A 23,011-nucleotide genomic window follows, 5' to 3' on the forward strand; every position below is an offset into this window, starting at 1 on the left:
GGGTTTACTCGCCATTCTTCGGCGCGATACTTCGCCATCCGCTGTCGGCCCCGTCCAGTCTGGTTTCCGGCGAAATCTATCGAAATAAATGTTTCGATAGCAGCCACGGAACCTTGAAGTCCCTACAGACTCCAAGTATTAGCACTCGGTGGAGCAGAGTGCTAACATCCACCGTGGAGTCGCAGTCCGACTTTTGCAAGATATAGAGGAGTTCACTACGTGAGCAACGCAATGGCAATGACCCTTCCTGGTACGCTGAGCCCGACGCCGGCCAAGGCGGCGGGGGCAGGCGTGCTGGCGCTCGCGAATCAATCGATGCTGCCCGGCCAGCTGGGCAATATCGACGCCTACATTCAGGCCGTCAACCGGATCCCCATGTTGACGCCGCAAGAGGAGCGCCAGTTCGCGACCGAGTTTCGCGAACAGAACAATCTCGAATCCGCCCGTCGCCTCGTGCTTTCGCACCTGCGCCTGGTGGTTTCGATCGCCCGTAACTACCTGGGCTACGGCCTGCCGCACGCCGACCTGATCCAGGAAGGCAACATCGGCCTGATGAAGGCCGTAAAGCGCTTCGACCCGGAGCAAAACGTACGGCTCGTTTCGTACGCCATGCACTGGATCAAGGCCGAGATCCACGAATACATCCTGCGCAACTGGCGCATGGTGAAGGTCGCCACGACCAAGGCGCAGCGCAAGCTGTTCTTCAACCTGCGCAGCCACAAGCAGGGCCTGCAGTCGTTCACGCCTGAGGAAATCGAAGGCCTCGCGCAGGAACTGAACGTGAAGCGCGAGGAAGTCGTGGAGATGGAGACGCGTCTGTCCGGCGCCGACATCGCGCTCGAAGGCCAGACCGAGGACGGCGAGGAATCGTTCGCCCCCATCGCCTGGCTGGCCGACTCGCACAGCGAGCCGACCGCCGTGCTGGCGTCGCGTCAGCGCGACCGTTTGCAATCGGACGGCATTGCGAGCGCGCTGGAAGCACTCGACGCGCGCAGCCGCCGCATCATCGAGGCGCGCTGGCTGAACGTCGCCGACGACGGCTCGGGCGGCTCGACGCTGCACGAGCTGGCCGACGAGTTCGGTGTCTCGGCCGAGCGTATCCGTCAGATCGAAGCCAGCGCGATGAAGAAGATGCGCACGGCACTCGCCGACTATAGCTGATCGCGCCCGCCGAGCCCCCGGCTCGCCGGCGTGCTAAAGCCCCGTCCTCTCAGGAGGCGGGGCTTTTTCTTTGCACGATGCCGGCGCGCGGCCACCCTCGATTCATATCGGCGGATTTTTCCCTAACATAAATATCGACCCCGATGCGGAACGCATTTTAATTTGCCCCCATTTTATTGACTTAAAGCAAATCAAATCGCGATACTGACCAGGATGGCCTGTGTTCGCGACAAGATGTCGCGAGCGGACTGTCGCATGCCTTGACTCGCAATCTTAAAATTCTTGTCCATCAGTTGTGCCGAAGCGCCGGGTGACCCAAGCCATCCGGTCGGGATAACGAAGCATTGGAAGAATCTGCAGTCATCGATCCATCATGATCTCGACATCCGATCCCCCCTCCCGGCCGCCGCCCGCACTGCGGTCGCGCTTCCTGCGCTGGGCGCGCGGACCCACCTTCTCCCGCGACATCGCCTTCGTCCTCGCCTTCAAGCTTGTCCTGCTGATGGCGCTCAAATACGCATTCTTCAACCACCCGCAGGCCGAAAACATGAACATGCCGCCGGCGGAGGTCGCACGCGCCATTCTTTCGGTGTCCGTGCCATCCGCGATGAACCCGCATCAAGACCATCAAGGCCATCAAAGCGATACCCAGGGGGACCAAAATGCCCATTAGCGAAACCGTCGACCTCTCACGGCTGCAGTTCGCCATCACCGCGCTCTATCACTTCCTGTTCGTTCCGCTCACGCTGGGCCTCTCGTGGCTCCTCGTCATCATGGAGTCGGTCTACGTGATGACCGGCAAGCCGATCTACAAGGACATGACGCAGTTCTGGGGCAAGCTGTTCGCCATCAACTTCGTGATGGGCGTCACCACCGGCCTCACCATGGAGTTCCAGTTCGGCACCAACTGGTCGTACTACTCGCACTACGTGGGCGACATCTTCGGCGTGCCGCTCGCCGTCGAAGGGCTCGCCGCGTTCTTCCTCGAATCGACCTTCGTCGGGCTGTTCTTCTTCGGCTGGAACCGGCTCTCGAAGGGCCAGCACCTCATCACGACATTCTTCGTCGCGCTCGGCTCGAACCTCTCCGCGCTCTGGATCCTCGTGGCCAACGGCTGGATGCAGAACCCCGTCGGCGCCGAGTTCAACTACGAAACCATGCGCATGGAGCTCACGAGCCTCTTCCAGGTGATCTTCAACCCGGTCGCGCAGGTGAAGTTCGTGCATACCGTATCGGCGGGTTACGTGACCGCCTCGATGTTCGTGCTCGGCATTTCGTCGTGGTACCTGATCCGCCGCCGCGACGTCGATTTCGCGCTGCGCTCGTTCGCCATCGCCGCAGGCTTCGGCCTGGCCTCGACGCTGTGCGTGCTGGTGCTCGGCGACGAGTCGGGCTACACCACGGGCGAGGTGCAGCAAATCAAGCTCGCCGCCATCGAGGCCGAATGGGACACCGCCCCCGCGCCCGCGCCGTTCACACTGTTTGGCATGCCGAACCAGAAGGAAGAGCGCACCGACTATGCGATCCGGATTCCTTACTTGATGGGCATCATCGCGACGCGCTCTATCGATGAGCCGGTGATCGGCCTGAAGGACCACATCGGGCGCGCGGAAGTGCGCATCCGCAATGGCATGCTTGCCTATGCCGCATTGCAGAAAATGAAGGAAGGCACCGCCGACACCGAAACACGCGACGTCTTCGACGCCCACAAGGGCGACCTGGGCTACGGCCTGCTGCTGAAGCAGTTCGCGCCGAACGTGGTGGACGCGACGCCCGAGCAGATCGAGGCCGCCGCGAAGAGCGCGATCCCACCGGTCGCGCCCGTATTCTGGTCGTTCCGCATGATGGTGGGACTCGGCATTCTGTTCCTCGCGACCTTCGTGCTGGCGTTCTGGTTCTGCGCGCAACGTTCGCTGCTCAAGCCGAGCCGCGCGTGGTTCCTGCGTTGGGCCGTGTGGGCGATCCCGCTGCCGTGGATCGCCGCCGAGTTCGGCTGGGTCGTCGCCGAACTCGGCCGCCAGCCATGGACCATCGCCGAAGTGCTGCCGACGCATCTTTCCGCATCGAGCCTCGCGCCCGGCGACGTGATGCTGAGCATCGCGGGCTTCGTGGTGTTCTACACGGCGCTCTTCATCATCGAAATCACGCTGATGTTCAAGTACGCCCGCCTCGGCCCGTCCGCGCTGCACACAGGGCGCTACTTCCACGAACAGGGTTCGACCGTGGCGGCCGGCAACGGCCACGTCGCCTGAGCCCGGCGCCGCCGGCTATCGCACCAACAAGGACGAGCAAGGAACAGACAACCATGGACTACGCAACCCTCAAGCTCATCTGGTGGGTGCTGATCGGCGTGCTGCTGATCGGCTTCTCGCTCACCGACGGCTTCGACATGGGCGCCGCCGTACTGCTGCCCTTCATCGGCAAGACCGATGCCGAACGCCGCATCGTCATCAACACCGTAGGCGCGACCTGGGAAGGCAACCAGGTCTGGCTCATCACCGCGGGCGGCGCGATGTTCGCGGCGTGGCCGCTGGTGTATGCGGCGTCGTTCTCGGGCTTCTACTTCGCGATGCTGCTCGTACTCTTCGCGCTGTTCTTCCGCCCCGTGGGCTTCGACTATCGCGGCAAACGCGACAATCCGACGTGGCGCAACGCCTGGGACTGGGCGCTTTTTGTCGGCGGCTTCGTGCCCGCACTCGTGTTCGGCGTGGCGTTCGGCAACCTGCTCGAAGGCGTGCCTTTCGCCTACGACACCGACCTGCGGGTTACGTACCACGGCAGCTTCTGGGAATTGCTCAACCCGTTCGCGCTCGTCTGCGGCCTCGTAAGCCTGACGATGCTCACCGCGCACGGCGCCGCCTTCGTCAAGCTCAAGAGCGACGGCGTGGTGGCCCAACGCGCGGGCAAGGCGCTGCGCCTCACCTCGATCCTCGCGGTCGTGCTCTTCATCGTGGCGGGCGCGCTAGTCGCGACGCTGATCGGCGGTTACACGATCACGTCGCCGGCGCCGCTCGACGCTCCCTCGAACCCGCTGCTCAAGAGCGTCGAGGCCGGCCAGGGCCTCTGGCTCACGAACTACGGCCTCTACCCGTGGATGGCGATCGCACCCCTGCTCGGCATCGTGGGCGGGCTCGTCGCCTGCGTGCTCGCGGGTTCGCGCATGGAGAAGACGGCGTTCATCGCCACCGGGCTCATGATCGTCGGCGTGATCCTCACGGCGGGCTTCTCGATGTTTCCGTTCATCATGCCGTCGTCGCTCGATCCGCGCAGCAGCCTGACCGTGTGGGACTCGACTTCCAGCAAGACGACGCTCGAGATCATGCTCGTCGCCGTGATCATCTTCCTGCCTATCGTGCTGGCCTATACGACCTGGGCCTACCGCGTCATGCGCGGCAAGGTCACTGCCGCCGCGATCAAGGAACAGCACAATTCGCTTTACTGATTTCGAAGGAGTCTGAACGATGTGGTATTTCAGTTGGATCCTCGGCATAGGCGCGGCGCTCGGCTTTGGCATCATCAATGTGATGTGGCTCGACTCGCAGCAGCAGAAGCCGGTCGACACGGTTCGCAAGGACTGAGCCCGGAGCCGCCGCCGCACGCAGGCGGGCAGGCATAAAAAAATCGGCGCTGCAGATAGCAGCGCCGATTTTTCTTGCTCGCGTTCGCGTGGATCGTGCCGCGCATGCAGCGCGGCACGGCAAGCGTCACGCGGGTTGCGGCGCAAGCATGTGCGCGTAACGCTGCGCGGCGCGACCGACCACGATGTGCATCGTATCGGCCGACACCCACACCACGTCGAGCGCATCGAGCTTCTGACGATCGACCGCCGCCGCATCGCGCACGACCACACGCAGGCGCGTTGCCGCCACGACATCGAGCGACACGACGTTAGCCGATCCGCCCAGTGCCGCCAGCCAGCGCGACGGATCCGGATCGAGCGGGCCCGGTTCGCTTTCGTCTGCAACCGCAACTGCAGCAGCCTCAGCCGGTTGCGCGGGCGCCACGGACTGCGCCGGCGCCTGCGGTGCCGCACCGACACCGCGCTTGATCTCGCTGCGGATCTCGTCGGCGATGATGTCGGCTTCCGGTCCGATGATCACCTGCACGCTCTCTCCGCCGCGCTTGAGCACGCCGCGCGCTCCGATCACCTTCAACGCGGGCTCCGATACCTTCGCCGGATCGGCCACCGAAAGACGCAGACGCGTCGTGCACGCATCGACCACCTTGAGGTTCGCAGCGCCACCGAGCGCATCGATATAGCGCGCGGCGCGCGACGCGCCTTCGGCATTCGCCGGCACGGCGGCACCCGACATCGAGGACGCGAGCGCCGTGTCGCCGTTCGAGGCTTCGCGGCCCGGCGTCGGCAGGTTGAAGCGGCGGATGAAGAAGCGGAACAGCGTGTAGTAGACCACCGCGTAGACGAGGCCGAGCGGAATGGCCTCCCAGCCGTGCGTCGAGAGCCCGTAGTTCAGCACGTAGTCGATGAAACCCGCCGAGAACGTGAAACCGAGCTTGATGTTCAACAGCGAGCAAATCGCGAGCGAGAGGCCCGTGAGCACCGCGTGAATGCCGTACAGCACCGGCGCGAGGAACATGAACGTGAACTCGATCGGCTCGGTCACGCCCGTGAGGAACGAAGTGAGCGCCATCGAAAGCAGGAGACCCGCGACCATCGAGCGGCGTTCCTTCGGCGCTTCGTGCAGCATCGCGAGACACGCGGCCGGCAGACCGAACATCATGACCGGGAAAAAGCCCGCCATGAAGCTGCCCGCGGTGGGATCGCCCGCGAAGAAGCGGTGCAGGTCGCCGGTGACGGCCGCGCCGCCGCCGGGCGGCGTGAACGTGCCGAACACGAACCACACGAGCGAGTTGAGGATGTGGTGCAGGCCCGTCACGAGCAGCAGCCGGTTCAGGAAGCCATACACGAAGGTGCCGATCGCGCCCGCCGTGGTAAGCCAGTGACCCGCGCTGTCGATCACGCCCTGCACCGGCCCCCAGCCATAGCCGAACACAATGCCGAGCACCACGCACACGAGCCCGGTAATGATCGGCACGAAGCGTTTGCCGCCGAAGAACGCCAGGAACTCGGGGAGCTTGATGTCCTTGAAGCGGTTGTAGAGCATGCCCGCGACAATACCCGCCACGACGCCCGAGAGGACGCCCATGTTGAGCTTGTCGTTGATGTCCTTCATCACGGCAATCTCGACGAGATAGCCGAGTGCGCCCGCGAGCGCGGCCACGCCGTTGTTGTCCTTGGCGAAGCCGACTGCGATGCCGATCGCGAAAAGGAGCGGCAGGTTGTCGAAGATCGCTCCGCCCGCGTCGGCGATGATCTTGATGTTGAGCATGTCGCTCTGGCCGAAGCGCAGCAGCAGGCCGGCGACCGGCAGCACTGCGATCGGGAGCATCAGCGCGCGGCCGAGGCTCTGAATCTTGAGAAACGGATTGCCATCCATTGAACTGCCTCCAGTCCCTGTCTCTTTCGTGACGTCAGTGAGTGATGAGAGTCGCCGGTTTGCGCGTGAAACCGCGCGTGCCGGCGTGTTTTTTATTTAAGGGGGTGTTCCAGCGGGGGGTTATTCCAGCGGCCAGATCGAGCGGCTCACGGCGCGCACGGCCTGGGCCGATTCGAGGGCAAGCGCGTCCTGCGCGCGCTGGCGGCACAACTGCCAGTCGAGGTTGCGCACGCGCGCCTTGATGGACGGCACCGATACCGGGTCGACGGACAGCTCGGTCACGCCGAGACCGACGAGTAGCGGCACGGCAACCGGATCGCCCGCGAGCGCGCCGCAGACGCCAACCCACTTGCCGTGCTTTTCGGCGCCCTGCACGGCCGCCGCGACGAGTCGCAGCACGGCCGGGTGCAGGCCGTCCGCCTGCGCCGCGAGATCGGGCTGGCAGCGGTCCATTGCGAGCGTGTACTGCGTGAGGTCGTTCGTGCCGATCGAGAAGAAGTCCGCGTGCTGCGCAAGCTGGTCGGCCAACAGCGCCGCCGAAGGCACCTCGATCATCACGCCGATCTCGACCGGCTCGGTGCGGCCGGCTTCTTCTGCAAACGTTTCGATACGCTCGCGCAGACGCACGAGCTCGCCCACGTCGGTGACCATCGGCAGCAGGATACGCACGGCACCCGCCGGCTTCACGGCGACGAGCGCGCGCAACTGGTCGTCGAGCAGATCCGGGCGCACCTGCGCGAGACGGATGCCGCGCAGGCCCAGCGCCGGATTCGGTTCGGGCGGCAGCGTCAGGTAATCGACTTCCTTGTCCGCGCCTACGTCGAGCGTGCGGATGATCGCGCTGCGGCCGGCCAGCGCCTCGGCGATGGCCTGGTAGCTCTGGCGATGCTCCTCGATCGTCGGCGCCGCCTGACGGTGGATGAACATCAGCTCGGTGCGCAGCAGGCCCACCGCATCGGCGCCGTTCTCCACGGCCGTGTTCGCGTCTTCGAGCGTGGCGATGTTGGCCGCGACCTCGATGGCGCGGCCGTCGCGCGTCGCCGCCGCCTGCTGCGAGGTGCGGCGGTTCGCTTCGCGCACGCCCGCGAGGCGCTGGCGCTCGGCGCGCGCACGCTCGACGTCGAGCGCGGTCGGCGCATAGGCGAGACGCCCTTCGCCGGCATTTACGACAACCTGCGTGCCTTCGGCGATCGTATGCAGCGCGTCGCCAACCGCGACGAGCGCCGGAATGCCCGCCTGGCGCGCGATGATCGCCGCGTGCGAGGTCGCGCCGCCGCGCGCCATCACGAGCGCCGTCACGCGCGCACGGTCGAGCGTGGCGAGATCGGACGGCGTGAATTCGTCGGCGGCGAGCACGGCCTCGTCGGGCAGCACGCGTGCCGCCGTGTTCGAGAGCCCGAGCGCGCGCAGCACGCGCTTTTCGATGTCGCGCAGGTCGGCGGCACGCTCCGCCAGCAGCGGATCGTCGATCTGGCCGAGCACCGCGATCTGCGCGAGGATCGCCTCGCGCCATGCGAAGCCCGCGCTCTTGCCGAGGCTGACGAGATCGCGCGCGGCGTCGACGAGCGTCGGGTCTTCGAGCAGCACGCGATGCATCGTGAAGATGCCCGCCTCGCCGATCGCGCCGCGCTGCGACGCGGCTCGCACGGTGTGGTTCAGCTCGGCGTCGACGGCGGCGATGGCCTTGTCGAGCGCGCGGCTTTCGGCGGCCGGGGTGCCGTTCGCCGCTTCGGGCGGCACGATTTCGGCGTCGTCCCAGCGCACCAGCGTGCCGACGGCGATGCCAGGCGCCGCGCACACGCCCGCGAGCGTGTCGGGCGCGGCATTCCCGGCCGCGGCAGGCGCGGCGGGAAGCGTGGCAGGAAGCGCGGCGGCACGCGGCGCCGGCGAGATCTGTCGTGCCGGCGCTTCGCCGCCCTCGCCCGGCGCTTCGCGGGTCAGCTCGTTGGCGACCGCGTCGACGGCCTGCTGCGCGTCGCGGCCCGTACCGACGAGCTCGATCGTCGCACCCTCGCCCGCGCCTAGCGCGAGCAGGCCGACCACGCTCTCGATGGCCGCTTTGCGCTCACCATGCCGCACCTCTACGCGCGCATCGAAATCGCGCACGGCCTCGCGCGCCCGCGCAGCAGGCCGCGCGTGCAGGCCGCCCGCATGCGCGAGCGTCACGGTCCTGCGCACCTCGTTCTCGACTGGGCTCGCCGCACGGACCACGGCGGCCTCCGCGCCCTCGCGCATACGCAGCACAAGCAACGGCGACACGCCGGCTTCCACCTTGCCCGCCTGCGCGCGCGACACCACTTCGAACGCATCCGAATTCGCAATCGCCACGACGGAAACGAGGCTCGGCGCCTCGCACGCAACGACGTCGAGATCGAATTCGATCAGAACGTCGCCGCGCCGCACCTCGGCGCCCTGCTGGACCTTCGGTTCGAAACCCTTGCCGTTCAGCTCGACCGTGTCGATGCCGATATGCACGAGCACCTGCGCGCCTTCGGCCGTTTGCAGCGTGACGGCATGGCCGGTACGCGCGAGGTGCATGACGACGCCGTCGCACGGCGCGACGAGGCGGCCGACCAACGGGTCGATGCCGATCCCGTCGCCGAACAGCCCTTCCGAAAACACCGGATCGGGCACCGATGCGAGCGGCACGACCGGGCCGGTAAGCGGTGCGACAAGTGAAATGTCGCCTGGGGCGGATTGATCCGGGTTCATCAGGTGGGACTCCTGGATGCGTTCCATCAGCTTTCCAATCTAGTGGGTTTCGGTGACTTTGTTCAGGTAGCGCGGCTCGTCGGGATTGCGGCCGCGCGCGGCGGCGAGGCCCGCCGCCATCACGTAGAACGAAAGAATGGCGGCGACCGGATCGAGCGCCGCATCGGCGGCCGTCACGAGCGGCAGCGTGGCCTCCGGCACGTCCGCGGGCGCGGCGAGCAGCACCCGCGCGCCGCGCTTCGTCATGTCGCGCGCGAACTCGACGAGGCCCGCCTGCTCCGGCCCGCGCGGCGCGAACACGAGCAGCGGGTAATCGCGGTCGATCAGCTCCATCGGGCCGTGACGCACCTCGGCACTAGAGAACGCCTCGGCCTGGATGCCCGAGGTTTCCTTGAGCTTGAGCGCCGCTTCCTGGGCGATGGCGAGGCCCGGGCCGCGGCCAATCACGATCATCTGCGAAACGTCGCGCAGTTCGTCCACGGCCTTCGACCAGTCGAGCGCGCCCGCGCGGTGAAGCGCGTCGGGCAGCGCGCGCACGGCGTCCACGAATGCGGCGTCGCGCTGCCAGAACGCGACCAGTTGCGCGGACATCGAGAGCATCGCGATATAGCTCTTGGTGGCCGCCACGCTCAGTTCCGGCCCGGCGAGGAGCGGCAGCTCGACACCCGCGGCGTCGGCGAGCGGCGAGCCCGGCACGTTGACGGCTGCCGCCGTGAGCGCGCCCGCCTCGTGCAGCACGCGCATCGTGGCCACGAGATCAGGACTCCTGCCTGATTGGGAAAAAGCAAGGGCGAACTGGCCCCGCACGCGCAACGGCGCCTGCTGGAGCGTGGCGATCGACATCGGGATCGAGGCGACCGGCACGCCGATGCGGCTCATCGTGAGCGCGGCGAAATAGCTCGCCGCATGGTCGGAGCTGCCGCGCGCGACGGTTAGCGCAACCTGGCGCGGCTCGGCCTGGAGCTGGAGCGCCAGCGCCTCGACGGGCGCGGTGTCCGCGAGCTGCGCGGCGACGACGCTGGCCGAGGCCAGCGCTTCTTTAAGCATATTCGACAATCGAATCTCCTTCGACATAGGTCGCGGTGAGGGCCAGCTCGCGATCGAACACGACGACGTCGGCCCATGCGCCGCGCGCGAGGCGGCCACGGTCCTCGATGCCGAGGTAATCGGCAGCGTAGCGCGACAGGCGCGCGGAGACGTCGGCGATCGGCAAGCCGAGCGAAACGAGGTTGCGCAGCGCCTGATCCATGGTCAGCGTGCTGCCTGCAAGCGTGCCATCGGCAAGCCGCACGCCGCCGAGACACTTTGTCACGTGCTGGCTGCCGAGGCGGTATTCGCCGTCGGGCATGCCGGTGGCCGAGGTGCTGTCGGTGACCACGTAAAGGCGCGGAATCGCGCGCATGGCCGCACGGATCGCGCCCGGATGCACGTGCAACAGGTCGGGAATGATCTCCGCGTATTCGGCATGCGCGAGCGCCGCGCCGACAAGGCCGGGGTTGCGGTGATGCAGCGGCGACATCGCGTTGAAAAGGTGCGTGAAGCCGCGCGCGCCATGCTTGAGTGCCGCGACGCCGTCGTCGTAGGTCGCGAGCGAGTGGCCGAGCTGCACGCGCACGCCGCGCGCCGCCATTTCCGCGATGATTTCGATGTGGCCGGCGATCTCGGGCGCGACGGTCACGACGCGGATGGGCGCGATCGAGAGGTACTTGAGCACCTCGTCGAGCACGGCCGACACGGCCGCGTCGGGCTGCGCACCAAGCTTGCCGGGATTGATGTACGGACCTTCCAGATGCACGCCCAGCACCCGCGAGCCGCCCGGCGTGCGCAGGCGCGCCACGTCGCCAAGCCCCGCCACGACGCTCATCAGCTCGTCGCGCGGCGCGGTCATCGTGGTGGCGAGCAGGCTCGTCGTGCCGAAGCGCGCGTGCGTGCGCGTGATGGTTTCGATGGCGTCGCCCGCCTCCATCACGTCGGCGCCGCCGCCGCCGTGCACGTGCAGGTCGATGAAGCCCGGCAGGACATAGGGCGCGTCGTTCGTCGCCGGATCGGCAGGCTTGCCCGAGATCGAGTGGATGCGCCCGTTCTCGAACGACAGCGTGCCCAGGATCCAACCTTCAGGAGTGAGTATGTTTCCGCTCAGCATGAATGTTTTCCGGTGAGTTGCGAGGAGGCGCGGGGCGTCATATCGGGGTCGTGCCTGTGGGATTCGTTCAGCGGCGCCATGTTCACTGGCGCAGTTCCGCGACGAAGTCGTAGTAGCCGTCGCGGCAGTAGGTATCGGTCAGTTCGATGGCGTGCTGGTCGGCGGAAAAACCCACGCGCGTGATGACGAGCAGCGCCGCGCGCGGCTCCACGCCCATCAGCGCGGCAATTTCGCCCGTCGCATTGACCGCGCGGAAATGCTGCAAGGCACGCACCACGGGCATGCCGCGCGCTTCGAGATACGCGTAGAGCGAAGCGTCGATGGCGTCGGGGTCGGGCACGATCGAAACCGGCAGGGCCGAATGCTCCACGGCCATCACGGTGCCGTCCGCACGGCGCAAGCGCCGCAGGCTCGTGACCGAGGCGCCCGGCGAAAGGCCAAGCTGCACGATCTCCTCACGATGCGCCGCCCGCACTTCGCGCGCCAGCCACACCGAGTCCGGCGTGAAGCCGCGCTGCTGCATCTTCTTCGTGAAGCCGGTGAGGCGCGAGAGCGGATCTTCGACTCGCGGCGTAATGAAGCTGCCTGCCCCGCGCGCACGACGGATCAGCCCCTGCTCCACGAGCAGCTCGATCGCCTTGCGCGCCGTGATGCGCGAAACGCCGATAGCGTCCGACAGCGTGCGCTCCGAAGGCAGCGCCTCGCCGGCCGACCACACGCCGCAATGAATGGCCGTGGCAAGGTTGCGCGCCAGTTGCAGATAGAGCGGCGTCACGTTGCGCGCATCGGGCATCAGGGCAGACCAACGGGTTTCCATGGGACGTGTGCCTGGGTTCTGGGATCGTGGGGCGTCCGGGCGCCGTGTGCGCTGGACCGCTTTGAAGTCGAGCCCATTATATAACCACAATAATACCAGTCAACAGAATGGTATTGATCTGCCATGTCGCCCAGAATCTGTTAATTATCAATAGCTTGCAATTCATCGCCTGGCTGCTTTATGACGTCTTGCCGCATCGGGATTTACCCTGGACATGCCCAATTGGACCTCCGAACAAGACCAAAACGAACGCCCGATACGCTGCGGAGCAGACCAGAGTGATACCACCCTATACCCAAAATGGCAGATCCCAAATAGTGCTAACGTACGTCATGCAGTTCCCCTATAGTCCTGTTTGATAACAATCCGCGACATCGCAAGGGGGCGACTTGTCGACCGAATCCGATGCCATGCGGCACGCCGAGGCCGTGTTGCAGTTCAATCGCTTCTACGCGAAATACCTGAACGCCGAACACGAGCGCCAGCCGCGAAGCGCCTATTCGCTCACCGAAATGCGCGTCTTCCACGAGCTGGCCAGCGGTGCGGCCGACACGGCGGCGAGCCTCGCCCGCAATCTCGTGCTCGACACCGGCTATCTGAGCCGGATCCTCGCCGGGTTCGAGCAGCGCGAGCTGATCTCACGGCGCCCGAGCGAAACCGACGCGCGCCAGTCGCTGCTGAACCTCACCGACGCGGGACGCGCCGAGTACGCATCGCTCGATGCTGCCGCGATTGCTTGCATTGCAACGGCGCTCGGCAAGCTCGCGCCGGCCGAGCAGGAGCAGTTGATCCGGGCGGTTCGAATGATCCAGGGATTGCTCGGGGGACCCGCAGCCCACGGCATCGTCACGCTGCGTGAGCCGCGTCCTGGCGACTTCGGCTGGATCGTCCACGGCCTCGCCCAAGTCTTCGCGCAGGACGAAGCCTGGGGCGCGCAGTTCGAAGCGATGGTGGCCCACACGATCGGCGCTTTCGCGATGAAACACGACCCGGTACGCGAAAACGCATGGATCGCCGAGCAGGAGGGCCAGGCGGTGGGCGGAGCCTTGGTGGTCGCCGCGGGTGAGCATCGCGCGTGCGTGCGGATGTTGTTCGTGGAGCACCACGTGCGGGGGCTCGGGATCGGCTCGCGGCTGCTCGACGAGTGCGTAGGCTTTGCACGACGCGCAGGCTACGCGACGCTCGATATCGAACTGGCACCCGACCTGCCCGAAGCGCGCCGCATGGCCGGACGCGCCGGATTCTCGCTGATGCCCGCAGGGGATCGCGGGCCCGGCACCAGCCCGCTCACCGAACGCTGGACGCGCAGCCTTCACGATACGGTGTCGCGGTGTGCGGCGTAGGCATGGAAAGGCAGGCATAAAAAAAACGCCGCAGCCGCGGCGTTTGCTTTCGCGAGTCACGCATGCGGCAACAAGCCGCATGCCAATGCACCAATCAGAACGACGGCACCATCGAGCCCTTGAACTGGGTCTTGATGAACTGGCGCACGTCTTCCGACTGATAAGCCGCGACCAGCTTCTTCACCCACGGCTTGTCCTTGTCCTGGATGCGCACGGCGATCAGGTTCGCGTACGGGCTGTGGATGTCTTCCAGCGCGATCGCATCCTTGGTGGGCTGCAGCCCGGCTGCCAGCGCGTAGTTCGTGTTGATGACGGCGGCGTCCACGTCGCCGAGCGCGCGCGGCAACTGTGCGGCGTCCAGTTCGACGAGCTTCACCTTCTTCGGATTCTCGGCGACGTCGAGCGGCGTCGCATTGTTGCCGTTCGTACCCGCACCCGCGCGCAGCTTGATCAAGCCCTTGTTCTGCAGGAGCAGCAGCGCACGGTTCTCGTTCGACGGATCGTTCGGCACCGCGACCTTTGCGCCGGCCGGCAGGTCGTTCAGCGACTTGAGCTTCTTCGAGTACACGCCGATCGGCGAGATGTACGTGAGACCCACGCTCACGAGCTTGTAGCCGCGCTGCTTGATCTGGCTGTCGAGGTACGGCCCGGTCTGGAAGCTGTTGGCGTCGAGATCGCCCGAGTCGAGCGCCGCGTTCGGCTGCACGTAGTCGTTGAACTCGATGACCTTGACGTTCAGGCCTTCGCGCTTCGCGACCTTCTGAACGACGGTCCAGACCTCGGCGTCCGGACCCGAGACGGTGCCGACCTTGATGACCTGATCGTCGGCGCGGGCGCCGAAGCTGGCGAGAAGCGTGGTGGCGGCAAAGCCGGCGAGAAGAGCCTTAAGAAGATTTCTGCGCTGCATGGAGGTGATGTTCCTGCCTGTTATTTCGATATCGCCGGCTCGCACGGCATTGTGTGCCGCTGCCGGAGGGGTGGAATGCTCTCACAGAGGGGCGGCTACGCGAAATAATGAAATCGCATACCGGTATGCCGCTGCGTTTTACGTGCTTAGCTGAGCAGCAGCTTCAGGTCGTGAATCCAGGGCGTCACGCCCTGCCCGTCGCGGGCGAAGAGGCGCAGCTTGCCGGTCGGGTCGAACACGTAGCTCGCGGCGGTGTGGTCCATCGTGTAGCTGCCGGGCGTATTGCCTGGCACCTTCGCGTAGTAGACACGGAAGTCTTTCGTGACCTGCTTGAGCGCGGCATCGTTGGCGGGGCGCAGGCCGACGAACGTCGGGTTGAACGCACTCACGTACTGGCTCAGGATCGTCGACGTATCGCGCTCCGGATCCACGGTGACGAAGAGCACCTGAACGCGCTTCGCCGCATCGGGCCCGAGTTGCTGGAGCGCCTGCGAGAGCTCCGCCAGCGTAGTCGGGCAAACGTCCGGACAATGCGTGTAGCCGAAGAACAGCACGACCACCTTGCCCTTGTAGTCGGCAAGCGAGCGCATCGTGCCGTTCGTGTCGGGCAGCGAGAAGTCCTTGCCGAACTGCGTGTTGCCGGTGATGTCGAGGTTCGTGAACGACGGCGCCTGCTGGCCGCAGCCCGCGACGAGCGCGGTGCCGCCGAGGGCGCAGACCGTGGCGAGCGCAACGATCGTGGCGCGCCCAATGCGCGCAAGCGTTTGACGGTTCATGGCAGGGGTCATCGCCGCTCGGGCATCAAGCGCCGATCAGCGCGCGAACGTAGTGATCGACGAGCAACGCCGCGAACAGCAGCGAAAGATAGACGATCGAGTAGCGGAAGGTCCTGCGCGCCAGTGCATCGGAGTACTCGCGATAGATCTTCCACGCGTAGGCGAGGAATACCGCGCCGAGCAGCACCGCTGCCGCCAGGTAGAGCGCGCCGCTCATGCCCGAGATGAACGGCATGAGCGTGACGGCGAACAGAACCACGGTATAGAGCAGGATGCACAGGCGCGTGTAGGCCTCGCCGTGCGTGTTGGGCAGCATCGGCAGACCGGCCTTCTTGTAGTCGTCGCGACGGTACAGCGCGAGCGACCAGAAGTGAGGCGGCGTCCAGACGAAGATGATCAGCACGAGAATCCAGGCGTCGCCGGGCACGTGGCCCGTGACCGCTGCCCAGCCGAGCGCGGGCGGCATGGCGCCCGAGGCGCCGCCGATCACGATGTTCTGCGGCGTGGTGGGCTTGAGCAGCAGCGTGTAGATGATGGCGTAGCCGATGAACGTGGCGAAGGTGAGCCACATGGTGAGCGCGTTCGTGAACGTGTAGAGCGTCCACATGCCCACGGCGCCCAGCACGGCCGAGAACAGCAGGATCTGCATGCTCGTGATCTCGCCGCGCGCCGAGGGCCGCCAGGCCGTGCGGCGCATCATGGCGTCCACTTTCTGCTCGACGAGGCAGTTGATCGCGAAGGCGGCGCCGGCCGTGAGCCAGATGCCGACGGTGCCGCCAACCAACACCTTCCACGGCACCATGCCCGGCACGGCGAGGAACATGCCGATCACCGCGCAAAACACCGCCAGTTGGGTGACGCGCGGCTTCGTGAGCGCGACGTATTGGGAAATCCGGCTACCCGGGGGATGGGAGAGGGTTGTACTTTCCATAGGGCGGGATCACGCCGGCGCGGCGTCGCGCGCAGCGACAACGGCGCGGCCAGGACGGCTATAAGCAATTCGAAAGTTTAGCATGACGACCAGCAGCAACAGGATCGCCGCGCCGCCGTTGTGGGCCACCGCAATGGCGAGCGGCCATTGCAACACGATGTTCGAGAGCCCGGTGAGGAACTGGATCGCCACGACGATCAGAACCCCATTTGCGGGACGCCGCAGCGACTCGAAGCGCCGCAATCCGAGGGCGAACCATACCAGATATGCGATCACCACGAGCGCAAACGTGCGGTGCGTCCAGTGAATCGCGACGAGCGCATCCTGGGTGATGACGTCGCCGTTGCCGTCCATGCCGAGCGCGCGCCACAGGTGGAAGCCGTGATGGAAGTCCATCGGCGGAATCCAGGCGCCGTTGCAGGTGGGGAAGTCCGTGCAGGCGAGCACCGCGTAGTTCGTGCTGACCCAGCCGCCCAGCGCGATCTGCGCGACGAGCAGGGCGAGCGCCGCGAGCGCCGCCGCGCGCCAGCGCCCCGCTTCGGGCTCGTACGCGGGCAGCGGCGTGATGCGCGCCGCGAGCCAGCCGAGCGTGCCGAGCAGCGTGAGGCCGAGCAGCAGGTGCGTCGTGACGATGATGGGCTGCAGCTTCATCGTCACGGTCCATGCGCCGAAAATGCCCTGCACCACGATCAGCGCGAGCAGCGCGGTAGGCCACCAGGGCGAGACATGCAACGGCAGGCGCTTGATGCGCGCGCGCCACGCGATGACCGTTTGCGCGATGATCAGCACGCCGATCGCCATCGCGAAATAGCGGTGGACCATCTCGATCCACGCCTTCGTCATGCTGACCGGGCCGGTGGGCAGCAACGCATGGGCGGCCGCGATCTGCACGTGCGCGATGAACGGCGAGGAGGTGCCGTAGCAGCCCGGCCAGTCCGGGCAGCCGAGCCCCGAATCGGTAAGGCGCGTAAAGCCGCCGAACATCACGAGGTCGAGCGTCAGGAACGTTGTGACCCAGACGAGCTTGCGGAACTTGCCGTCGTCGGCCTTCACCCACACCCATGAGAGCGGGAAAAGCGCAATGCACAAGCCGATCAGGCCGAGTTCCAATACGAACATGTCCTACCTTTTCACCAATTTTTACCAATACATTCGTGCGTCGCACCTTACCCGATCCGCGACCATTTGAGCAGCTTCGAAATGTCGCTCTTGACCTTCGACGGATCCGGGTGCGCCGGAAAACGCATCATCAGGTTGCCGTTCGGATCGACGAGGTAGATGTGGTCGGTGTCCTTCGTCGCGCTGGTGGCGGGCAGCCATTGCGCGAGCGCGGCCGGGTCGGCGCGCAGCATGCGCGTGTCCGGATAGGCGGTCTTGAGGACGTCGGCGACCGGCACGTCGTCCGTACGCAGCCAGACCATCGCGATGCGCTCGCGCTCCTCGCCCTGCGTCGCGCGTATCTGGCGCATGAGGTACAGCTTCGTCGCGCAAGGCTCGCCGCACGCACCGCCGTCCACGGAAATCATCAGCCAGTGACCGCGCAGCGTGGCGAGCGGCACGGCGCGGCCATCGGCGCCGGTGACCGTCAGGCCATCGGGAATCGGGCGCTGCGGCTCGATCAAGGTGCCGTAGTTGGTCGTGCCGCCCGCCGGCTTGACGACGTAGTACATGAAGTACGAGACCGCAATGGGCGCCGCGCAAACGATCGCCATCAGGAGCAGGATCCAGCGTCCGCGCCGCCACGAGCCGTTCGGGCGGCCGCCTGCCGGTGTGGACGCCCGGCGATGCCCGGCGCCATGGCCATCTTGCGGCGTACGGGAAGTTTGCGTCAACAAGGCTCGAACCTCTTTCTCTGGTTGGCGCGCCGCTCGGGGCAGCGCGGATGTCGCGAACGCGCGGACCGCTCTTGCGCAGCGGCGTATCATCAGTCGTCCTTCGGGGCGCGATCCGGGCCCGCCTGCGTGCGCTCTTTTGCCGCAGCCCGCCGCGCCGCATACAGGCCGAATCCGAGGGCCGCGGCAGCCATGCCCCACCACTGGAACATGTAGCCGTAGTTGCGCTCGACGCCCAGGGTCGGTGCCGGCCAGTCTCGCACGAGGCCGTCCTGGACCGCCGGCGCGAAGCCGGACTGCTGGATCACGAACGGCTGCAGCGGCAGCCCGGTTTCCGCCGCGTAGGACGCGACGCCGAGATTCTGCCGTATCTTCTGATGCGGTGCAGAGCCGCCGGCACCCAGTTCGAACGCGCGCGAGGCATCCGCGCGCGCGATGCCTTCCACCGTGACCGGTCCAGCGGGCGTGTCGTAAGGTGCGATCGCGGTGCGATCGGCCATATTGCGCGGCAGCCAGCCGCGATTCACCAGGACATAGCCGCCGCCTTGCAGCTTGAGCGGCATCACGACGTAAAAACCCGGCTGGTCGTTATACGGCCGATTGTCGAGATAGACGACGAGATTCGGCATGAAGATGCCGGTGGCGCGCACCCGATGGAACTCGATGGGGCCAAGCGGCAACGGTGCCGCGCCGACGGTCTGCGGCGGCGCCGACTCGTAGCGTTCGATCTGCGCCTGCAGCGCCTCCTTCTGATGGGCGCGATCGCGCTGCCAGAAGCCGAGGCGGATCGTCACCGCCATCACGAGCAGGATCAGCAGCGCAGGCATGAGACGGAACTTCATCGGGCACGTCCCATGCAGCCGATATCGTCGCGAGGAGCAAGCGGCCCTCGCCGACCCACATCCGGTGCCATAACCGGTGCCATAATGAGACTGGCGCTTTCAGACATGCCCGATTCCGTGAACTTCATGCACATTCTCGTTCCCATCGCGTTCGCGCTGATCATCGCGAGCCTGTTCTCCGCGCTCTATTTCATGATGCACGACCGCGGCCGCACGAAGCGAATGGTCTGGTCGCTCGCCACGCGCGTGGGACTCTCCATTTCGCTCTTTCTCTTCATCCTGTTCGCGCACTGGATGGGGTGGATCCAGTCCACCGGCATTCCGTACGGACGCTAGTCCCCTCTCCCGCGCACATAAACAAAGCGCCGCGCCGACAGGGTCGGCGGCGGCGCTTGGTTATTCAGTCTTCCTGCTTGTTGCGCTGCAACTCAAAGCCAGTACACGACGACATAGAGCCCCAGCCACACCACGTCCACGAAGTGCCAGTACCAGGCGGCGCCTTCGAACGCGAAGTGATGCTCGGCCGTGAAGTGTCCGCGTATCAGCCGCACCATCACCACGGTGAGCATCGTGCCGCCGAGAAACACGTGAAAGCCGTGGAAACCCGTGAGCAGGAAGAACGTCGAGCCGTACACGCCCGAGGCAAGCGTGAGGTTGAGTTCGTTGTATGCGTGAATGTACTCGAACGCCTGCAGGCACAGGAAGCACAGCCCCAGCGCGATCGTCGCCGCCATCCAGGCGATGGCCTTGCTGCGATGGTCGTCGCGCAGCGCGTGGTGCGCCACGGTAAGCGTCGCGCCGGAAGAGAGCAGCAGCGCGGTGTTGATGGTCGGCACCGGGTAGGGCTTCATCGACGCGAACTGCGAGACGAGCTGCGCTGGCCCGGTGTTCGGCCACACGCCGCTGAAATCCGGCCAGATCAGCTTGTAGTCGAGGCTGCCGAGCTGATGCATCGCGATCTCGCGGGCATAGAACAGCGCGCCGAAGAATGCGCCGAAGAACATCACCTCGGAGAAGATGAACCAGCTCATGCTCCAGCGGTACGACACGTCCACGCGCTTGCCGTACATGCCGCCCTCGGATTCGGAGATCGCGTCGCCGAACCAGTGCCAGAGCGTGAAGAGCAGCCACAGCAGGCCGGCCAGCACCCCGATCGGCCCCCACGACTCGCCGTTGATCCACGATGCCAGCGACCCGAGCATGACGACAAGACCGATGGCCGCGCTGATCGGATGCCGCGACGGATGGGGAATGAAGTAGTACGGGCTATCGTTTTGGCCGCTCATGCCTGATTCTCCAGTTTCCAGTTGCTCCGGAAAGATTCCGGCTCTCTGCCTTCCTTATCGCTTCCTGACGTCCTGCAAGACACCCGCAAAACACGAGCCGCGCCTCATCCCACCACGGCATGCACGATCAGCAACAGCACGCAGATGAAAAGCGCCGCGCCGATGAGCGCCGCCGCAATCAGCGCAACAGGGTTCAACTGCGCGGCATCCGCCTCGAGATCCGCGCGCTTGCGAATCCCCAGAAAGGACCACGCTACCGCCTTGAAGAGCTGCAGCATGCCGCCCTTCTTCTTTGCCCCACCGCCTTCGCCGTTCATGCTTCCTCACGTTCCTCCGCCAGCACGCGCCGCGGCTGGCTTGTTCAGCTCGAAGAACGTGTACGACAGCGTGATCGTGTTCACGTCCTTCGGCAGCTTCGGGTCGATCACGAACACCACTGGCATGCGCCGCGCGTCGCCCGCCTGCAGCGTCTGCTGCGTGAAGCAGAAGCATTCGATCTTGTGGAAATACCCGGTCGCCTGCTTCGGTGCGTAGCTCGGGATCGCCTGCGCGGTCACCGTGCGCCCTTCGTGATTCGACAAGTCGTACATCACCGTCATCACCTCGCCCGGATGCACGTCGAGGCTCGTCTGCTCCGGCTGGAAGGCGAGCAGCCCGCGCGCATTCGCATCGAACTCCACCGACACCGTGCGGCTCATGTCCACCTGCGTGTTGCGCGCCTCGCGCTCCGTCGTATCGCGCTGCACCAGGTTGTTGATGCCGGTGACCTGGCAGATCGCGCGGTACATCGGCACGAGCGCAAAACCGAAGCCGAACATCAGGAACGCCACGACGACGAGCTTGACGAGCATCGAACGGTTGAGCGTGCGGTCGCTGGCCCCTTGCGTCGACATCTGGCTTCCTCGAACAATCTTCTCGCAAGACATACCGGCTCAACGCATGCCGCTCAGTACGTGGCGAAATACACCTGCTTGACGATGGCACTCACAAAAAAGGCGGCGACGATAGCCAGCAAGACCAGGCCGAGTCGCAGATTGCCCGCGCGGATTTCCTCGGGCGTTCGTCTTTTTTGTGAATTCCGGATCATGTTTCCCTGGCTGCTTGCTGCAAGCTTTTGCTTAGGCTTCCCGGCCTTGCGTCACGCGCATGCCGGGAAGCCGTTGCCGACACGTCACTCGACCGTCGGCGGATTTTCGAAGGTATGGAACGGAGCCGGGCTCGGCACGGTCCACTCGAGGCCCGTCGCGCCATCCCACGGCTTGTCGCTGGCCTCTTCCAGCTCGCCGCCGCCGCGGTACACGGGCAGCGCCACGAAAAACAGGAAGTACACCTGAGAAAGTCCGAAACCGAACGCGCCGATCGTGATCACCTGGTTCCAGTCCGTGAACTGGGCCGGATAGTCCGCATAGCGGCGCGGCATGCCCGCGAGGCCGACGAAGTGCATCGGCAGGAACGCGAGATTGAAGAAGATCATCGAGCACCAGAAGTGGATCTTGCCGCGCGTCTCGTTGTACATCCAACCGGTCCATTTTGGCGACCAGTAGTACCACCCCGAGAACAGCGCGAACAGCGATCCCGCCACCAGCACGTAATGGAAGTGCGCGACGACGAAGTAGGTGCCGTGATACTGGATGTCGAGCGGCGCCATCGCGAGCATCAGGCCCGAGAGACCGCCGAACGTGAACACGATCAGAAAGCCCACGGCCCACAGCATCGGTGTTTCGAAGGAGAGCGAACCGCGCCACATCGTGGCAATCCAGTTGAACACCTTCACGCCCGTGGGCACGGCGATCAGCATGGTCGCGTACATGAAGAAGAGCTGGCCCGTGACCGGCATGCCGGTCGCGAACATATGGTGCGCCCAGACCATGAACGAGAGGATCGCGATGGAGGCCGTGGCGTACACCATCGAGCTATAGCCGAAGAGCGGCTTGCGCGAGAACGCCGGAATCACCTGCGACACGATCCCGAACGCCGGCAGGATCATGATGTACACCTCGGGGTGCCCGAAGAACCAGAAGATGTGCTGGTACATGACCGGGTCGCCGCCGCCCGCCGCGTTGAAGAAGCTCGTGCCGAAGTGGCGGTCGAACAGGAGCATCGTGATCGCACCCGCCAGCACCGGCATCACGGCAATCAGCAGGTATGCGGTGATGAGCCACGTCCACACGAACATCGGCATCTTCATGAGCGTCATGCCCGGCGCGCGCAGGTTCAGGATCGTCACGACGATGTTGATGCCGCCCATGATCGACGACGCGCCCATCATGTGCAGCGCGAAGATCGCGAAGTCCATGCCGGGGCCCATCTGCGTGGAAAGCGGCGCGTAGAGCGTCCAGCCCGCTGCCGTCGCGCCGCCCGGCGAGAAGAACGAGCCGACCAGCAGGCAACCGGCGGCCGGCAGCAGCCAGAAGCTGAGGTTGTTCATGCGCGCGAAGGCCATGTCCGGCGCGCCGATCTGCAGCGGGATCATCCAGTTCGCGAAGCCCACGAACGCCGGCATGATCGCGCCGAACACCATGATCAGACCGTGCATCGTGGTGAGCTGGTTGAAGAACTCGGGGCGCATGATCTGCAGGCCCGGTTCGAACAGCTCGGTGCGGATCCCGAGCGCCATCACGCCGCCCGAAAGGAACATCACGAACGAAAAGATCAGGTACAGCGTCCCGATGTCCTTGTGGTTGGTGGCCAGCAACCAGCGGCGCCAGCCGTGCGGTGTCGCGTGGGCGTGTTCTCCGTGGACGTGACCGTGGCCCGCTACATCGTGTCCGATGCTCGACATGAGTCTCTCCTAGTGCAAATCCG

23 protein-coding genes are annotated in these 23,011 nt (G+C 65.5%); 7 read left to right on the plus strand and 16 right to left on the minus strand.

Annotation, left to right across the window (positions count from 1 at the left end):
• Positions 1-231 precede the first annotated feature (231 nt).
• From rpoH to cydX, 5 genes are all read left to right on the plus strand, one after another.
• Positions 232-1,161, plus strand: a complete 930-nt coding sequence (gene rpoH, locus WJ542_RS01590) for an RNA polymerase sigma factor RpoH (RefSeq protein ID WP_407667939.1) — start codon at positions 232-234, stop codon at positions 1,159-1,161.
• 373 nt (positions 1,162-1,534) lie between these two features.
• Entirely contained in the window at positions 1,535-1,834 is a 300-nt protein-coding gene (gene cydP / locus WJ542_RS01595) for a cytochrome oxidase putative small subunit CydP (RefSeq protein ID WP_411187247.1), read from the plus strand.
• Entirely contained in the window at positions 1,824-3,413 is a 1,590-nt protein-coding gene (locus tag WJ542_RS01600) for a cytochrome ubiquinol oxidase subunit I (RefSeq protein ID WP_411187249.1), read from the plus strand. Before cydP ends, WJ542_RS01600 begins: the two co-directional genes overlap by 11 nt.
• A gap of 53 nt (positions 3,414-3,466) precedes the next feature.
• Entirely contained in the window at positions 3,467-4,603 is a 1,137-nt protein-coding gene (cydB, locus tag WJ542_RS01605) for a cytochrome d ubiquinol oxidase subunit II (RefSeq protein WP_411187251.1), read from the plus strand.
• 19 nt (positions 4,604-4,622) lie between these two features.
• The gene (cydX, locus tag WJ542_RS01610; RefSeq protein WP_411187253.1) at positions 4,623-4,739 is read left to right on the plus strand and encodes a cytochrome bd-I oxidase subunit CydX; all 117 of its coding nucleotides are present in this window, start codon (positions 4,623-4,625) and stop codon (positions 4,737-4,739) included.
• Between the two features lie 126 nt (positions 4,740-4,865).
• On the opposite strand, the gene nagE is transcribed toward cydX, so the two are convergent.
• The 5 genes from nagE to WJ542_RS01635 form a co-directional block, all read right to left on the minus strand.
• Entirely contained in the window at positions 4,866-6,617 is a 1,752-nt protein-coding gene (gene nagE / locus WJ542_RS01615; protein WP_411187255.1) for an N-acetylglucosamine-specific PTS transporter subunit IIBC, read from the minus strand.
• A gap of 120 nt (positions 6,618-6,737) precedes the next feature.
• Positions 6,738-9,356, minus strand: coding sequence for a phosphoenolpyruvate--protein phosphotransferase (ptsP, locus tag WJ542_RS01620; protein ID WP_411187257.1), 2,619 nt, complete (start codon positions 9,354-9,356; stop codon positions 6,738-6,740).
• Positions 9,357-9,368: 12 nt separating this feature from the next.
• Positions 9,369-10,376, minus strand: coding sequence for an SIS domain-containing protein (locus WJ542_RS01625; protein ID WP_411190450.1), 1,008 nt, complete (start codon positions 10,374-10,376; stop codon positions 9,369-9,371).
• The gene (nagA, locus tag WJ542_RS01630) at positions 10,369-11,472 is read right to left on the minus strand and encodes an N-acetylglucosamine-6-phosphate deacetylase (RefSeq protein WP_411187259.1); all 1,104 of its coding nucleotides are present in this window, start codon (positions 11,470-11,472) and stop codon (positions 10,369-10,371) included. Before nagA ends, WJ542_RS01625 begins: the two co-directional genes overlap by 8 nt.
• Positions 11,473-11,554: 82 nt before the next feature.
• The gene (locus WJ542_RS01635) at positions 11,555-12,289 is read right to left on the minus strand and encodes a GntR family transcriptional regulator (protein ID WP_411187261.1); all 735 of its coding nucleotides are present in this window, start codon (positions 12,287-12,289) and stop codon (positions 11,555-11,557) included.
• Positions 12,290-12,678: 389 nt separating this feature from the next.
• Between WJ542_RS01635 and WJ542_RS01640 the strand changes: the two genes are divergently transcribed.
• Positions 12,679-13,632 (plus strand): bifunctional helix-turn-helix transcriptional regulator/GNAT family N-acetyltransferase, encoded by a 954-nt coding sequence (locus tag WJ542_RS01640; RefSeq protein ID WP_411187263.1) that lies wholly within the window; start codon positions 12,679-12,681, stop codon positions 13,630-13,632.
• A gap of 94 nt (positions 13,633-13,726) precedes the next feature.
• On the opposite strand, the gene WJ542_RS01645 is transcribed toward WJ542_RS01640, so the two are convergent.
• The 6 genes from WJ542_RS01645 to WJ542_RS01670 form a co-directional block, all read right to left on the minus strand.
• The gene (locus WJ542_RS01645; RefSeq protein WP_411187265.1) at positions 13,727-14,539 is read right to left on the minus strand and encodes a MetQ/NlpA family ABC transporter substrate-binding protein; all 813 of its coding nucleotides are present in this window, start codon (positions 14,537-14,539) and stop codon (positions 13,727-13,729) included.
• A 146-nt stretch (positions 14,540-14,685) separates the two neighbouring features.
• The gene (locus WJ542_RS01650) at positions 14,686-15,315 is read right to left on the minus strand and encodes an SCO family protein (protein WP_411187267.1); all 630 of its coding nucleotides are present in this window, start codon (positions 15,313-15,315) and stop codon (positions 14,686-14,688) included.
• Between the two features lie 25 nt (positions 15,316-15,340).
• Positions 15,341-16,246, minus strand: a complete 906-nt coding sequence (gene cyoE / locus WJ542_RS01655; protein WP_411187269.1) for a heme o synthase — start codon at positions 16,244-16,246, stop codon at positions 15,341-15,343.
• A 9-nt stretch (positions 16,247-16,255) separates the two neighbouring features.
• Positions 16,256-17,365: a COX15/CtaA family protein gene (locus WJ542_RS01660; protein WP_411187271.1), complete on the minus strand. Its 1,110-nt coding sequence runs from the start codon at positions 17,363-17,365 to the stop codon at positions 16,256-16,258.
• 47 nt (positions 17,366-17,412) lie between these two features.
• Positions 17,413-18,081, minus strand: a complete 669-nt coding sequence (locus WJ542_RS01665) for an SCO family protein (RefSeq protein ID WP_411187273.1) — start codon at positions 18,079-18,081, stop codon at positions 17,413-17,415.
• Between the two features lie 89 nt (positions 18,082-18,170).
• Positions 18,171-18,920 carry an SURF1 family protein gene (locus WJ542_RS01670; RefSeq protein ID WP_411187275.1) on the minus strand — a complete coding sequence of 250 codons (750 nt, stop codon included), beginning with the start codon at positions 18,918-18,920 and terminating at the stop codon, positions 18,171-18,173.
• Between the two features lie 126 nt (positions 18,921-19,046).
• Here WJ542_RS01670 and WJ542_RS01675 point away from each other — a divergent pair, with 126 nt between their 5' ends.
• Entirely contained in the window at positions 19,047-19,256 is a 210-nt protein-coding gene (locus WJ542_RS01675; protein WP_027795959.1) for a twin transmembrane helix small protein, read from the plus strand.
• Between the two features lie 92 nt (positions 19,257-19,348).
• Here the strand turns inward: WJ542_RS01675 and WJ542_RS01680 are convergent, their stop codons facing one another.
• The 5 genes from WJ542_RS01680 to ctaD form a co-directional block, all read right to left on the minus strand.
• Positions 19,349-20,206, minus strand: coding sequence for a cytochrome c oxidase subunit 3 (locus WJ542_RS01680; protein ID WP_411187277.1), 858 nt, complete (start codon positions 20,204-20,206; stop codon positions 19,349-19,351).
• A gap of 104 nt (positions 20,207-20,310) precedes the next feature.
• Positions 20,311-20,523 carry a DUF2970 domain-containing protein gene (locus WJ542_RS01685; RefSeq protein WP_411187278.1) on the minus strand — a complete coding sequence of 71 codons (213 nt, stop codon included), beginning with the start codon at positions 20,521-20,523 and terminating at the stop codon, positions 20,311-20,313.
• A gap of 6 nt (positions 20,524-20,529) precedes the next feature.
• Positions 20,530-21,099 carry a cytochrome c oxidase assembly protein gene (locus tag WJ542_RS01690; protein ID WP_411187280.1) on the minus strand — a complete coding sequence of 190 codons (570 nt, stop codon included), beginning with the start codon at positions 21,097-21,099 and terminating at the stop codon, positions 20,530-20,532.
• 53 nt (positions 21,100-21,152) lie between these two features.
• On the minus strand, positions 21,153-21,293 hold the full coding sequence (locus tag WJ542_RS01695; protein ID WP_411187282.1) for a cytochrome oxidase small assembly protein: 141 nt from the start codon (positions 21,291-21,293) through the stop codon (positions 21,153-21,155).
• Between the two features lie 84 nt (positions 21,294-21,377).
• Positions 21,378-22,988, minus strand: a complete 1,611-nt coding sequence (gene ctaD / locus WJ542_RS01700; protein ID WP_411187284.1) for a cytochrome c oxidase subunit I — start codon at positions 22,986-22,988, stop codon at positions 21,378-21,380.
• Between the last annotated feature and the right edge of the window lie 23 nt (positions 22,989-23,011).

Origin of the sequence: Paraburkholderia yinzeri (assembly GCF_046581065.1) — a bacterium.
Classification (GTDB): domain Bacteria; phylum Pseudomonadota; class Gammaproteobacteria; order Burkholderiales; family Burkholderiaceae; genus Paraburkholderia.